Origin of the sequence: Pseudomonas sp. zfem002 (assembly GCF_032621685.1) — a bacterium.
GTDB lineage: Bacteria > Pseudomonadota > Gammaproteobacteria > Pseudomonadales > Pseudomonadaceae > Aquipseudomonas > Aquipseudomonas japonica.
On record NZ_JAVYJH010000019.1, the window covers coordinates 105,484 to 117,642 of the forward strand.

At 66.9% G+C, this 12,159-nt stretch carries 13 protein-coding genes; 2 read left to right on the forward strand and 11 right to left on the reverse strand.

What is annotated here, in order from left to right; genetic code table 11:
• Nucleotides 1-4: 4 nt before the first annotated feature.
• From paaD to paaF, 10 genes are all read right to left on the reverse strand, one after another.
• Nucleotides 5-538, reverse strand: coding sequence for a 1,2-phenylacetyl-CoA epoxidase subunit PaaD (gene paaD / locus RTI28_RS20315; protein WP_316922080.1), 534 nt, complete (start codon nt 536-538; stop codon nt 5-7).
• Entirely contained in the window at nt 525-1,280 is a 756-nt protein-coding gene (paaC, locus tag RTI28_RS20320; RefSeq protein WP_316922081.1) for a 1,2-phenylacetyl-CoA epoxidase subunit PaaC, read from the reverse strand. Before paaC ends, paaD begins: the two co-directional genes overlap by 14 nt.
• Entirely contained in the window at nt 1,280-1,561 is a 282-nt protein-coding gene (gene paaB / locus RTI28_RS20325) for a 1,2-phenylacetyl-CoA epoxidase subunit PaaB (RefSeq protein WP_042127504.1), read from the reverse strand. The genes paaC and paaB overlap by 1 nt, the downstream gene beginning before the upstream one ends.
• Before the next feature lie 25 nt (nt 1,562-1,586).
• Entirely contained in the window at nt 1,587-2,576 is a 990-nt protein-coding gene (gene paaA, locus RTI28_RS20330) for a 1,2-phenylacetyl-CoA epoxidase subunit PaaA (protein ID WP_316922082.1), read from the reverse strand.
• Nucleotides 2,577-2,987: 411 nt separating this feature from the next.
• Complete coding sequence (gene paaK, locus RTI28_RS20335; RefSeq protein WP_316922195.1) at nt 2,988-4,307, reverse strand: phenylacetate--CoA ligase PaaK; 1,320 nt, start codon at nt 4,305-4,307, stop codon at nt 2,988-2,990.
• A 73-nt stretch (nt 4,308-4,380) separates the two neighbouring features.
• Nucleotides 4,381-5,592 carry a 3-oxoadipyl-CoA thiolase gene (gene pcaF, locus RTI28_RS20340; protein ID WP_316922083.1) on the reverse strand — a complete coding sequence of 404 codons (1,212 nt, stop codon included), beginning with the start codon at nt 5,590-5,592 and terminating at the stop codon, nt 4,381-4,383.
• Nucleotides 5,589-6,029 carry a hydroxyphenylacetyl-CoA thioesterase PaaI gene (gene paaI / locus RTI28_RS20345; RefSeq protein ID WP_316922084.1) on the reverse strand — a complete coding sequence of 147 codons (441 nt, stop codon included), beginning with the start codon at nt 6,027-6,029 and terminating at the stop codon, nt 5,589-5,591. Before paaI ends, pcaF begins: the two co-directional genes overlap by 4 nt.
• The gene (paaH, locus tag RTI28_RS20350; RefSeq protein WP_316922085.1) at nt 6,022-7,539 is read right to left on the reverse strand and encodes a 3-hydroxyacyl-CoA dehydrogenase PaaH; all 1,518 of its coding nucleotides are present in this window, start codon (nt 7,537-7,539) and stop codon (nt 6,022-6,024) included. The genes paaI and paaH overlap by 8 nt, the downstream gene beginning before the upstream one ends.
• Before the next feature lie 4 nt (nt 7,540-7,543).
• Nucleotides 7,544-8,335 carry a 2-(1,2-epoxy-1,2-dihydrophenyl)acetyl-CoA isomerase PaaG gene (paaG, locus tag RTI28_RS20355; protein ID WP_316922086.1) on the reverse strand — a complete coding sequence of 264 codons (792 nt, stop codon included), beginning with the start codon at nt 8,333-8,335 and terminating at the stop codon, nt 7,544-7,546.
• A gap of 31 nt (nt 8,336-8,366) precedes the next feature.
• Nucleotides 8,367-9,137, reverse strand: coding sequence for a 2,3-dehydroadipyl-CoA hydratase PaaF (gene paaF / locus RTI28_RS20360; RefSeq protein ID WP_316922087.1), 771 nt, complete (start codon nt 9,135-9,137; stop codon nt 8,367-8,369).
• Nucleotides 9,138-9,373: 236 nt separating this feature from the next.
• Between paaF and paaY the strand changes: the two genes are divergently transcribed.
• Both paaY and paaX read left to right on the forward strand, forming a co-directional pair.
• Nucleotides 9,374-9,973, forward strand: coding sequence for a phenylacetic acid degradation protein PaaY (gene paaY / locus RTI28_RS20365; RefSeq protein ID WP_316922088.1), 600 nt, complete (start codon nt 9,374-9,376; stop codon nt 9,971-9,973).
• 75 nt (nt 9,974-10,048) lie between these two features.
• Nucleotides 10,049-10,972 (forward strand): phenylacetic acid degradation operon negative regulatory protein PaaX, encoded by a 924-nt coding sequence (paaX, locus tag RTI28_RS20370; protein ID WP_316922089.1) that lies wholly within the window; start codon nt 10,049-10,051, stop codon nt 10,970-10,972.
• A 51-nt stretch (nt 10,973-11,023) separates the two neighbouring features.
• Here the strand turns inward: paaX and RTI28_RS20375 are convergent, their stop codons facing one another.
• Nucleotides 11,024-12,118, reverse strand: a complete 1,095-nt coding sequence (locus RTI28_RS20375) for a GGDEF domain-containing protein (protein WP_316922090.1) — start codon at nt 12,116-12,118, stop codon at nt 11,024-11,026.
• Between the last annotated feature and the right edge of the window lie 41 nt (nt 12,119-12,159).

Here is a 12,159-nt window from a genome sequence, read left to right on the forward strand (position 1 = left end):
GCGCTCAGATGCACTTGAAATAATCGAAGGGCTCGCGGCAGTCGCGGCAGCGGTACAGGGCCTTGCAGGCGGTGGAACCGAACTCGCTGAGCCGCTCGGTATGCACGCTGCCGCACTGCGGACAGGCGATCTGCGCGGCCTCGCCGAGCAGGCTGCGCTTGCTCGCACTGCCCACCGGCGCGGCGATGCCGTAGGCGCGCAGGCGCTCGCGGCCGCCTTCGCTGATCCAGTCGGTGGTCCACGCCGGGCTCAGTTGCCGGGTCAGCCTGGGCTCGGCAAAACCGGCCTGTTCCAGGGCCTGGCGGATGTCCTGCTCGATCACCTCGGTGGCCGGGCAGCCGGAGTAGGTGGGGGTGACCACCACCTGCAGATGGCCGCCGTGCCAGTCCAGGTCGCGGACGATGCCGAGGTCGACCACGCTGACCACCGGCACTTCCGGGTCCATCACCTGTTCCAGCACGGTCCACGCCTGGCTCAGGTCGTCGGCCCGGGGCGCGCGGGCGCCGCGGTCGCTGGCGATCAGCTCACCAGGTCGCATCGGGGTAGGCTCGCGGCAGGCACTGCATTTCCGCCAGCAGCAGACCGAGGTGCTCGCTGTGCAGGCCCTGGCGTCCGCTGAGGTAGAAGTGGACGGCCGGTTGCGGCACCGGCAGGGTGGCGCGTTCGAAGGTTTCCTCGACCTGACGCTGCCAGCTCAGCGCGAGCTGCTGCGGATTGCCGATGATCCCGGCCTGGAACAGACGCTGTTCGAGCGCATCGGCGTCCACCAGTTCGACGGTGAAGCGCCACAGCTGGGGCAGGGCGGCGAGCATGCGCTGGCGGCTTTCCTCGGTGCCGTCGCCGAGGCGTTCGACCCACTCGCCGGAGCGGCGCAGGTGATAGGTGACTTCCTTCAGCGCCTTGGCCGCGATGCCCTGGATGCGCGCATCGCTGGACTGGCTCAGGCCCTGCAGCACGGCGTGGTGCCAGGCGTCGTAGAAGAACTGCTTGAGGAGGGTCACCGCGTAGTCGCCGTTGGGTTGCTCCACCAGCAGCAGGTTGCGGTAGGCGCGCTCGTCGCGGCGGAAGGCCAGGTGGTCGGCATCGCGACCGTCGTTGGCCAGCTCGGCGGCGTATTCCAGCCAGTTGCGCGCCTGGCCGACCAGGTCGAGGCCGACGTTCATCAGCGCCAGCTCTTCTTCCAGCGCCGGGGCGCGGCCGCACCACTGGCACAGGCGCTGGGCCTGGACCATGGCGCTGTCGCCCAGGCGCAGCAGGTACTGGATCAGGTCCTGGTTCATCACATGTGCCCCACTTCGGCCGGCAGCTCGTAGAAGCTGGCGTGACGGTAGATCTTGTCCTCGGAGGGGGCGAACAGCGGGTCCTTGTCGTCCGGCGACGAGGCGGTGATCAGCGCCGAGGGCACCACCCACAGGCTCACGCCTTCGTTGCGCCGGGTGTACAGCTCGCGGGCGTTGTCGATGGCCATGGCGGCGTCGGCGGCGTGCACGCTGCCGACATGCTTGTGGTTGAGACCGTGCTTGCTGCGCACGAATACTTCGAACAGGGTCCATTCGGACATGGCGATTTCTCCGGTCAGGCGACGCTCAGGCGGCGTTCTTGTTGGCTTTCTTGCGGGCGTGGGCGACCGCGGCGGCGCGCACCCAGGCACCGTCCTCGATGGCCTGGCGGCGGGTGGCGACCCGTTCCTGGTTGCACGGGCCGTTGCCCTTGAGCACTTCGTAGAATTCGTCCCACTGGATCGCGCCGAAGTCGTAGTGGCCGCGCTCGGCGTTCCACTTCAGCTCCGGGTCGGGGGCGGTGCAGCCGAGCAGTTCCAACTGCGGCACGGTCTGGTCGATGAAGCGCTGGCGCAGCTCGTCGTTGCTCTGGCGCTTGATCTTCCAGGCCATGGACTGGGCGCTGTTGGGCGAGTGTTCGTCGCTGGGGCCGAACATCATCAGCGATGGCCACCAGAGGCGGTCGATGGCGTCCTGGACCATGTCCTTCTGTGCCTGGGTGCCCTCGCGCATCATGGTCAGGAGGATTTCGTAGCCCTGGCGCTGGTGGAAGCTCTCTTCCTTGCAGATGCGGATCATGGCGCGGGAGTAGGGGCCGTAGCTGGTGCGCTGGAGCACCACCTGGTTGACGATCGCCGCGCCATCCACCAGCCAGCCCACCGCGCCGACATCGGCCCAGCTCAGGGTCGGGTAGTTGAAGATGCTGGAATATTTTGCTTTTCCGTTGTGGAGTTTTTCGATTTCCGTATCACGATCAGCGCCGAGGGTTTCCATCGCGCTGTACAGGTACAGGCCGTGCCCGGCTTCGTCCTGGATCTTCGCCATCAACTGCAGCTTGCGCTTGAGCGACGGGGCGCGGGTGACCCAGTTGCCTTCCGGCAGCATGCCGACGATTTCCGAGTGGGCGTGCTGGGAAATCTGCCGGATGAGCGTCTGGCGATAGGCATCCGGCATCCAGTTCTTGGCTTCGATCTTGATCTCCGCGTCGATCCGCTCCTGGAAGGCGCGTTCCTGCTCGGACATCTCTGCGAGGGTCTTCAGGCGCTTGACGCCGGTTTCGACCAGTTGTGCGTACATGTGAGTCTCCCGCCTTTTTGTCGTGGGGGCTTGGGCGTGGGGATAGTTATAAGTGATACAAAACCAAATATCAAACACAAAAAATGGTGTCGTAATTGGTTTTTGTGTCGGATTGGAGGTTCTGTGGGGTGCGGGGGCATGCCGATGCGCTTTCGGGGCTTTCAGGATCGAGCGCTGAAGATGTTCAGGCGGGTACTAGCCGAGGCGGTGGGGGGGCTGAGGGTGTTTTGTCTGGTGCGGCAGGCGCAACTCTCGCAGGAGTTGGCTCGTGGACCTGTAGGAGCTGGCTTGCCTGCGAAAGGAGCGCGTAGCGGTCCCGATTGCAGTGTCATCAGGGACCGCTACGCGCTCCTTTCGCAGGCAAGCCAGCTCCTACGAGGACCGCGTAGTCATAGGCAATGAAGGAAGGTGTCAGGCCGTCTGCTTGCGCTTGTCATACACATGACAAGCCTTGCCCTCGGACCTTTTGATCGAATACGCCGGCTGCAACACGATCCGCGAGCTGATGCCGATGTGGGTCTTGATATGCCGGCTCAGCTCCGCACACACCTCCTTCTGCTGCGCCTCGCCCAGGTGCTGGTGCTCGCCGCGCAGCTCGACGTGGATATCGATGCTGTCCAGGTTGCCGTTGCGGTACAGGTGGATCTCGTAGCACTCGGCCAGTTGCCTGACCTTGAGCACCTGTTCCTCGACCTGGGTCGGGAACACGTTGACCCCGCGAATGATCAGCATGTCGTCGCTGCGCCCGGTGATCTTGTCGATGCGCCGCATCGGTCGCGCCGTGCCCGGCAGCAGGCGGGTCAGGTCGCGGGTGCGGTAGCGCACCATGGGCAGGGCTTCCTTGCTCAGGGTGGTGAACACCAGTTCGCCCAGCTCGCCATCCGGCAGCACCGCGCCGGTCACCGGGTCGATGATCTCCGGATAGAAATGGTCTTCCCACACCGTCGGCCCGTCGCGGCTCTCGGCGCACTCCATGGCTACGCCCGGGCCCATGATTTCCGAGAGGCCATAGATGTCCAGGGCGGTGATGCCCAGGCGTGCCTCGATCGCCGCGCGCAGCTCCGGGGTCCACGGCTCGGCGCCGAAGATGCCCAGGCGCAGGGCCAGCTGGTGCGGGTCGATGCCCTGGCGCTCGATCTCGTCGGCAAGGTTGAGCATGTACGACGGCGTGACCATGATGATGTCCGGCTGGAAATCGCGGATCAGCTGCACCTGCTTCTCGGTCTGCCCGCCGGACATGGGGATCACCGTGCAGCCCAGGCGCTCGGCGCCGTAGTGCGCGCCCAGCCCGCCGGTGAACAGGCCGTAGCCATAGGACACATGCACCTTGTCACCCTTGCGCCCGCCGGCGGCGCGGATCGAGCGGGCCACCAGGTCGGCCCAGGTGTCGATGTCCTTCTGCGTGTAACCGACCACGGTCGGCTTGCCGGTGGTACCGCTGGAAGCGTGCAGGCGGACGATGTCGTGCTGCGGCACGGCGAACAGGCCGAAGGGGTAGTTGTCGCGCAGGTCGTTCTTCACGGTGAAGGGGAACCTGGCCAGGTCGTCGAGGCTGTTCAGGTCGGACGGATGCACGTCCAGCTCGGCGAAGCGCTGGCGGTACATCGGCACGTTCTGCCAGGCGTGCTCCAGGCTCCAGCGCAGGCGTTGCAGCTGGTGGGCGCGCAGTTCGTCGACACTGGCGGTTTCCATCGGGTCGAGCACGGGGGCGGGGGACATCTGCATGTTCATGGATTCACTCTGCATGTTGTTCTTGTGAGTGCGTGGCGCCAAGCATAACCCGGCGCCCGGGAGCGTTCTGCATTCAGTCGTCGAGACGTTCGATCACCAGCGCCAGGCCCTGGCCGACACCGATGCACAGGGTGCACAGGGCGTAGCGGCCGTTGCGCCTTTCCAGTTCGTGCAGCGCGGTGGTGACCAGGCGCGCGCCGCTCATGCCCAGCGGGTGACCGAGGGCGATGGCGCCGCCATTGGGATTGACCCGTGGATCGTCGTCGGCCACGCCGAGCTCGCGCAGCACCGCCAGGCCCTGGGCGGCGAAGGCTTCGTTGAGTTCGATGACGTCCATGTCGGCCAGTGCCAGGCCGGTCAGTTCCAGCACCTTGCGCGTCGCCGGCAGCGGGCCGATGCCCATGATCCGCGGCTCGACTCCGGCGCTGCTCATCGCCAGCACCCGGCCCCGGGCCTTGAGGCCATAGCGCTCGGCTACCTTGCGGCTGGCCAGGAGCAGGGCACAAGCGCCGTCGTTGACCCCCGAAGCGTTGCCGGCGGTGATGCTGCCGCCGACGCGGAACGGTGTGGCGAGGCGCTGCAGCTGTTCCAGGGTGGTGTCGGCGCGGGGATGTTCGTCCTGCTCGACGATCTTGGCCGGACCCTTGCGCTGGGGGATTTCCACCGGGACGATTTCCGCCGCCAGGCGCCCGTTGGCCTGGGCCGCCACTGCGCGCTGCTGGCTGCGCAGGGCGAAGGCGTCCTGGTCGGCGCGGCTGATATTGAACTGCGCGGCGACGTTCTCGGCGGTCTCCGGCATGCTGTCGATGCCGTAGTGGCGCTCCATCAGCGGGTTGACGAAACGCCAGCCGATGGTGGTGTCGAACAGCTCGGCGTTGCGCGAGAAGGCGGTCTCGGCCTTGCCCATCACCAGCGGCGCGCGGGACATGGACTCGACACCGCCAGCCAGGACCAGTCCGGCTTCGCCACAGCGAATCGCCCGCGCCGCCGCGCCCACCGCCTCCAGGCCGGAGGCGCAGAGGCGGTTGAGGGTCACCCCGGGCACGCTCACCGGCAGGCCGGCCAGCAGCGACGACATGCGCGCGACATTGCGGTTGTCCTCGCCGGCCTGGTTGGCGCAGCCGTAGAACACCTCGTCCACCGCGTTCCAGTCCACCTGCGGGTGGCGCTGCATCAGGGCGCGCAGCGGCACCGCGCCGAGGTCGTCGGCACGCACGCTGCTGAGGGCGCCGGCGTAACGGCCAATGGGTGTGCGCACGGCATCGATGATCAGGGCGTCGTTCATTTCAGGGTCTCCGTTGCGAGCACGCTGCCGCGTATCTGGTAGGACTTGCCGCGAAACAGCGCGATCAACTGGCCGTGCTGGTTCTCGATGCGCACGTCGTAGACGCCGGTGCGCTTGCCCCGGCTCAGTTCGCTGCAGCGGGCGGTGAGGGTATCGCCGGCGAAGGCCGGGGCGATGTAGTCGATGCTGCAGCCCTGGGCCACGGTGGCATCGTTGTGGCTGTTGCAGGCGAAGGCGAACGCCGAGTCGGCGAGGGCGAAGAGCAAGCCGCCGTGGCAGGTGTTGTGGCCCTGCAGCATGTCGGCGCGCACGCTCATGCCCACCGTGGCGTTGCCCGGGCCGCTGGCCAGCAGGCGCATGCCCAGGCCCTGGCTGGCGGCGTCGCGTTCGAAGAGGGCCTGGGCGCAGCGGCTGGCCAGATCCAGACGGTCATTCATGAAAAGGCACTCCTTCGGCCAGTTGCCGGCGCAGTTGCAGGGACGGGCGGTAGCGTTCTTCGCCATAGGCGGCTTGCAGGTTGTCGAGCACCTCGACCAGCAGGCCACGGCCCAGCTGGTCGGCCCAGGCCAGCGGCCCGCGCGGGTAATTGACCCCGGCGCGCATCGCCAGGTCGATATCCGCCGCCGAGGCCACGCCTTGCAGCAGGGCGTCGGCGGCTTCGTTGGCGAGCATGGCCACGGTGCGCAGCACGCACAGCGCCGGGCTGTCGCGCAGCGCGGTGGCGGCGATGCCGGCGTGGGCGAGCAGGGCGACCACCTGGTCGATGGCCAGCGCCTCGGTGCCGGCGGCCCAGGTGATGCCCAGGCGGGTGCAGCGCTGGTAGTCCAGGGCCAGGTCCAGCAGGACCAGGTTGGCCAGGCCGTCATCGACGCTGCGCTGCGCGGCAAGACGGCCGTCGCTCAGGGCCAGGGTGGCCGCGCCGACCCGCAGCAGGCCACGACCGGCACGGCGATTCACCTTCACGCCAGCGCCGCGCAGCCGGTCCAGCAACCCCTGCAGCACGCCGATCTCACCCTCGACAACCACTTCCGGTACGTCGGCGCTGCTGTGCAGGGTCAGCGCCCGGGGCCGCTCGGCGCCCTCGCGGTAGTCATAGAAGCCGCGCCCGCTCTTGCGCCCGAAATGCCCGGCGTCCACCAGTTCCTTCTGGATCTGCGACGGCTGGAAGCGCATGTCCTGGTAATAGGCGTCGAACACCGAACAGGTCACCGCGTAGTTGACGTCGTGGCCGATCAGGTCGGTGAGCTCGAAGGCGCCCATGGCGAAGCCGCCGGCCTCGCGCAGCAGGGCATCGAGGCTGGCGCAGTCGGCCACGCCTTCCTGCAGCAGGCGCAGGCTTTCGGCGTAGAACGGCCGGGCCACGCGGTTGACGATGAAGCCCGGGGTGGAGCGGGCCAGCACGGGTTTCTTGCCCCAGGCCGCGGCGGTGGCGAGGACGCAGTCCACCACGGCGGGATCGCTGGCCAGGCCCTGGACCACCTCGACCAGCGCCATCACCGGCGCTGGATTGAAGAAGTGCATGCCCACCAGGCGCTCCGGGCGGGTCATGCCGGCGCCGAGGCGGGTGATGGAGATCGACGAGGTATTGCTGGCGAGAATGCAGTCGTCGCGGCAGATGGCTTCCAGCTGGCGCAGCAGGTTCTGCTTGATCTCCAGGTGCTCGACGATGGCCTCGATCACCAGGCCGGCCTCAGCCAGCGGTTCCAGGCTGTCCACCGCTTCCAGGGCGGCGAGGCAGGCGTCGCGGGCGTGGGCGGCCAGCTTGCCGCTGTCGACCCGGCGCGCCAGTTGCTTATCGATGCCGTCCAGTGCCTGGGCCGCCGCGCCTGGGCGATTGTCATAAAGGAAGACCCGGTGCCCGGCGCTGGCCGCCACCTGGGCGATGCCGGCGCCCATGGCCCCGGCGCCGATCACCGCGACCGGCACATTGCTGTTCAGTGCGTTCATTGCCTCAGTACCCCTTGAACGCCGGCGTGCGTTTTTCCATGAAGGCGGCGACGCCCTCGCGGTAGTCCTCGCTGCGCCCGGCCAGGCGTTGCAGGTCGCGCTCAAGGGTGAGTTGCTGCTCGAAGCTGTTGTCCAGGCTGGCGTGCAGGCTGCGCTTGATCAGGCCCAGGCCGTAGGTGGGCTGCGTGGCCAGCTGGCGGGCGAGGGCGATGGCCTGGTCGCGCAGTTCGGCGTCGTCCACCACGCGGTAGATCAGCCCCCATTCCAGGGCCTGCTCGGCGCTCAGGCGCTCGCCGAGCAGGGTCAGCGCCTTGGCCCGGGCCATGCCCACCAGGCGCGGCAGCGCCCAGGTGCCAGCGGAGTCGGGGATCAGGCCGATCCGGCAGAAGGCCTGGATGAAGCTGGCGGAGCGGGCGGCCAGGACCAGGTCGCAGGCCAGCGGAATGTTCGCCCCGGCCCCGGCGGCCACACCGTTCACCGCGCAGATCACCGGTATCGGCAGCTCGCGCAGGGTGCGCACCAGCGGGTTGTAGAAGCGCTCGATGGACAGGCCCAGGTCGGGCATTTCCGCCCCCGGGGCGACATTGCGGTCGCTGAGATCCTGGCCTGCACAGAAGCCGCGGCCTTCGCCGGTGAGCAGGAGGACGCGCACCTCGGCGCTGTTCTGTACCGCTTTCAGCGCCTCGCGCACCTCCTGGTGCATCAGGGTGTTGAAGCTGTTCAGTTGTTCGGGACGGTTGAAGCTCAGGGTGGCGACCCCGGCTTCGATGGAAAACAGGATGTGCTGGAAGCTCATGAGGCTGCTCTCGGCGGGCGGGTAGGCGGGCTCAACGGCCCTGGAATTCGGCTTGGCGTTTGTCCTGGAAGGCACGGATGCCTTCGTTGCGGTCGGCGGTGCCGGCCAGCAGGGTGAAGGCATGGCGCTCGAAGCGCAGGCCGCTGGCCAGGTCGACATCCTGGGCCTTGAGCAGCGCTTCCTTGGCCAGGCGCACCGCCAGCGGCGCCTTGGCGGCGATGCACTGGGCGATCTGCAGGGCGCGTTCGACGGTCAGCTCCGCCGGCGTGATCTCGCTCACCAGGCCGGCCTCCAGCGCGCGGCGGGCATCGATGGCCTCGCCGGAAAGGACCATCTGCATCGCCAGCGACTTGCCCACCGCCCGCAACAGGCGCTGGGTGCCGCCGGCGCCGGGCATGATCCCCAGGTTGATTTCCGGCTGGCCGAAGCGGGCATCTTCGCCGGCGATGAGGATGTCGGCGTGCATCGCCAGTTCGCAGCCACCGCCCAGGGCGTAGCCATTGACCGCGGCGATCAGCGGTTTCGGAAACTGGGTGATCTGCTGCCAGTGGGCCTGGCGCGGGTCGTCGAGCATGCCGACCAGGTCGCGCTCGGCCATTTCGTTGAGGTCGGCGCCGGCGGCGAAGGCCTTGCGGCTGCCGGTGATGACCACGGCGCGGACCTGCGGGTCGGCGGCGCAGCGCTGCAGCTCGGCGGCCAGTTCGCCGAGGAGTTCGCTGGTGAGGGCGTTCAGTGCGTGTGGACGATGCAGGGTGATCAGGCGTACGGCCTGATGTTCCTGCAGCACAAGGGTCTGCGGCATGACGACTTCCTCGCAAGGCGTGCGGGCTCCAGGCCTGCGTTTTTTGTTGGACGGGCTCGATGGCCGTTTCGCCAAAGTATAGGCATGATGCGATACATAAAAACAACAATGAAAAAGAAAAATGTGTCTAATGATCGATTGAAATATTGATGAATCCACGTTATTCCTTGGCTTTACAAGGATTTCATCTGTTTCAAGAATCTGCCTGTTGCGTATCATTTTCGAGGAAAAATGCCATGACTTGCTACCGTATTGACGGCCTGACCCCGGTGGTTCATCCCACTGCCTACGTGCATCCCTCGGCGGTGCTGATCGGTGACGTGATCGTCGGCCCGCATTGCTATGTCGGGCCGCTGGCGGCGTTGCGTGGCGACTTCGGGCGGATCGTCCTGGAGGAGGGCGCCAACCTGCAGGACACCTGCGTCATGCACGGTTTTCCGGCCAGCGACACGGTGGTCGAGCGCAACGGGCATGTCGGCCATGGCGCGGTGCTGCATGGCTGCCGGGTCGGCGAGGACGCGCTGATCGGGATGAACGCGGTGGTGCTGGACAACGCGCGCATCGCCCCACGCTGCATCGTGTCGGCCGGGGCCCTGGTCAAGGCCGGCTTCCACTGCGAGGAGCAGTCGCTGGTGCTGGGCTCGCCGGCCAGGGTCACCCGGCGCCTGAGCGATGACGAAGTGAGCTGGAAGCAGACCGGCACCCGTGCCTACCAGCAACTGACCCGGCGCTGCCTGGAGAGCATGCGCGAATGCGCGCCGCTGAGCGAGATCGAGGCGGATCGCGGGCGCTATCGCGACGACGCGGTGCGGCCGAAAGTCCCGGGCGGCGCCTGAGCCGCCGCAGCGCCCGGAGCATGGTCATGCCGCGGGCGCACGGGTATATTCCTTCCTTTTGCGACCGGAACGCCTATGTCGTCCCTCACCCCGCTGGACCACCTGATCGACCGTTTCCAGCAACAGACCCCGATTCGCGCCAGCTCCCTGATCATCACTCTCTATGGCGATGCCATCGAACCCCGTGGCGGCACGGTGTGGCTGGGCAGCCTGATCCAGTTGCTGGAGCCGATGGGCATCAACGAGCGGCTGATCCGTACCTCGATCTTTCGCCTGACCAAGGAAAACTGGCTGACCGCCGAGAAGGTCGGCCGGCGCAGCTACTACAGCCTGACCGGCACCGGCCGGCGGCGCTTCGAGAAAGCCTTCAAGCGCGTCTATGCGGCCAACCCGCCGGCCTGGGACGGCTCCTGGTGCCTGGCGATGCTGACACAGGTGCCCCAGGACAAGCGCAAGGAAGTCCGCGAGGAACTGGAATGGCAGGGCTTCGGCGCCATTTCCCCGGGGGTGCTGGGGTGCCCGCGCTACGAGCGCGCCGATGTCAACGCCACCCTGCAGGACCTTGGCGTGCAGGAGGAAACCATCCTCTTCGAAACCACCGCCCAGGACGTGCTGGCGTCCAAGGCGCTGCGCATGCAGGTGCGCGAGAGCTGGAAGATCGACGAACTGGCCGAGCACTACAGCGAGTTCATCCAGTTGTTCCGCCCGTTGTGGCAGAGCCTCAAGGAGCAGGACAACCTCGATCCCAAGGCCTGTTTCCTCGCCCGGGTGCTGCTGATCCACGAATACCGCAAGCTGTTGCTGCGCGATCCGCAGTTGCCGGATGAGCTGCTGCCGGGGGATTGGGAAGGGCGCGCGGCGCGGCAGCTGTGCCGCAATATCTATCGGCTGATCCATGGTGCTGCCGAACAGTGGCTGGAAGCGGCGATGGAGACCGCCGACGGGCCGCTGCCGGAGGCGGGTGAGGCGTTCTACAGGCGCTTTGGTGGGCTGGTCTAGATTGCGTCAGGGCTTGTTGGTGCCTCGGTACGGTTTCCCGCCAAACCTCGCCTAAACCACCGAAACCGACTCACGCCACAACACATAACGATCCTTCCCCGCATGCTTGGCGTCGTACAGCGCGGCGTCGGCGCGGGCCAGGGCGTTGCTCAGGCTGTCGCCCGGGTCCATGCGGGTCAGGCCGATGCTGACCGTGACCGGGTGTTCGCCCGGTGATTCCCGTACCAACGTGCACAACGCCGCGACCCGCGCTTCGGTGGCGGCCTGGTCCAGGCCCCAGAGGTAGATGACGAACTCCTCGCCGCCCAGCCGCGCATAGACGAACTCGCTCATGCTCGCCTTGATGTTGGCGGCGATGCGCTTGAGCACCACGTCGCCGCTGTCATGGCCGAACTGGTCGTTGACCTTCTTGAAGTTGTCCACGTCGATCATCGCCAGGTAGTGACCCTGACCCTGGCGGGTATCGTTCAGGTGACGTTCGGCCTGGGCAACAAAGGAGCGGCGGTTGGGGATTTCGGTGAGCACGTCGATATAGGCCTGGTCCAGCAGCAGGCGCGACATGTGGAAGTTCTGCAGCTTGGCCTGGCGCAGCACAATGTAGCTGTGCAGGGTCAGGCCGGTGATGAAGGCGGCATAGCTGATGATCATGAAGCCGCGCAGGTCGAGGGGCTCGGTGCCTTCGGCCTGGAACGGATTGAGCAGCAGCCAGGTGATCAGGGCCGAGGCGAAGAACGACCAGCGCCGCACCGGCAGTACCGAGATGGAATAGAGAATGCTCGAGGCGGCCATGATCAGCCAGCCGGCCTGGAAGTCCTCCGGGGTGCCATCGACCACCAGGCGTACGGCGAAGGCCATGAGGCTGACGAACAGCAGGTTGAGCAGGCTGAACTGCCCGGCATTGCGCACGAACAGCAAGACCACGGTGAGAATGCCCATCAGCGCCAGCAGCGCCACCGAGCGCCAGGTGAAGCCCTGGCTGCCGATAAAGCTCACCAGCAGGTCGAAGATCAGCCAGATGGCGATGCTCAGGCAGAAGATCAGGATGCAGAACCCGCGCAGGCGTTCGAAGTCGTGCTGGCGGAATTCGGCGCGCACGGCGGGGGAAGGGATGTGTTGGCGGACCTGGGCTTCGATGGTTTTGTACATGCTGTGTCCAGAGTTGGCGGATCGACGCGGTCAGTGTAGGG

Excerpts from the sequence above, each read along its gene's own strand:
- paaD (WP_316922080.1), bottom strand. The coding sequence starts at position 538 with ATGCGACCTGGTGAGCTGATCGCCAGCGACCGCGGCGCCCGCGCGCCC.
- paaC (WP_316922081.1), bottom strand. The coding sequence starts at position 1,280 with ATGAACCAGGACCTGATCCAGTACCTGCTGCGCCTGGGCGACAGCGCC.
- paaB (WP_042127504.1), bottom strand. The coding sequence starts at position 1,561 with ATGTCCGAATGGACCCTGTTCGAAGTATTCGTGCGCAGCAAGCACGGT.
- paaA (WP_316922082.1), bottom strand. The coding sequence starts at position 2,576 with ATGTACGCACAACTGGTCGAAACCGGCGTCAAGCGCCTGAAGACCCTC.
- paaK (WP_316922195.1), bottom strand. The coding sequence starts at position 4,307 with ATGAACATGCAGATGTCCCCCGCCCCCGTGCTCGACCCGATGGAAACC.
- pcaF (WP_316922083.1), bottom strand. The coding sequence starts at position 5,592 with ATGAACGACGCCCTGATCATCGATGCCGTGCGCACACCCATTGGCCGT.
- paaI (WP_316922084.1), bottom strand. The coding sequence starts at position 6,029 with ATGAATGACCGTCTGGATCTGGCCAGCCGCTGCGCCCAGGCCCTCTTC.
- paaH (WP_316922085.1), bottom strand. The coding sequence starts at position 7,539 with ATGAACGCACTGAACAGCAATGTGCCGGTCGCGGTGATCGGCGCCGGG.
- paaG (WP_316922086.1), bottom strand. The coding sequence starts at position 8,335 with ATGAGCTTCCAGCACATCCTGTTTTCCATCGAAGCCGGGGTCGCCACC.
- paaF (WP_316922087.1), bottom strand. The coding sequence starts at position 9,137 with ATGCCGCAGACCCTTGTGCTGCAGGAACATCAGGCCGTACGCCTGATC.
- paaY (WP_316922088.1), top strand. The coding sequence starts at position 9,374 with ATGACTTGCTACCGTATTGACGGCCTGACCCCGGTGGTTCATCCCACT.
- paaX (WP_316922089.1), top strand. The coding sequence starts at position 10,049 with ATGTCGTCCCTCACCCCGCTGGACCACCTGATCGACCGTTTCCAGCAA.
- RTI28_RS20375 (WP_316922090.1), bottom strand. The coding sequence starts at position 12,118 with ATGTACAAAACCATCGAAGCCCAGGTCCGCCAACACATCCCTTCCCCC.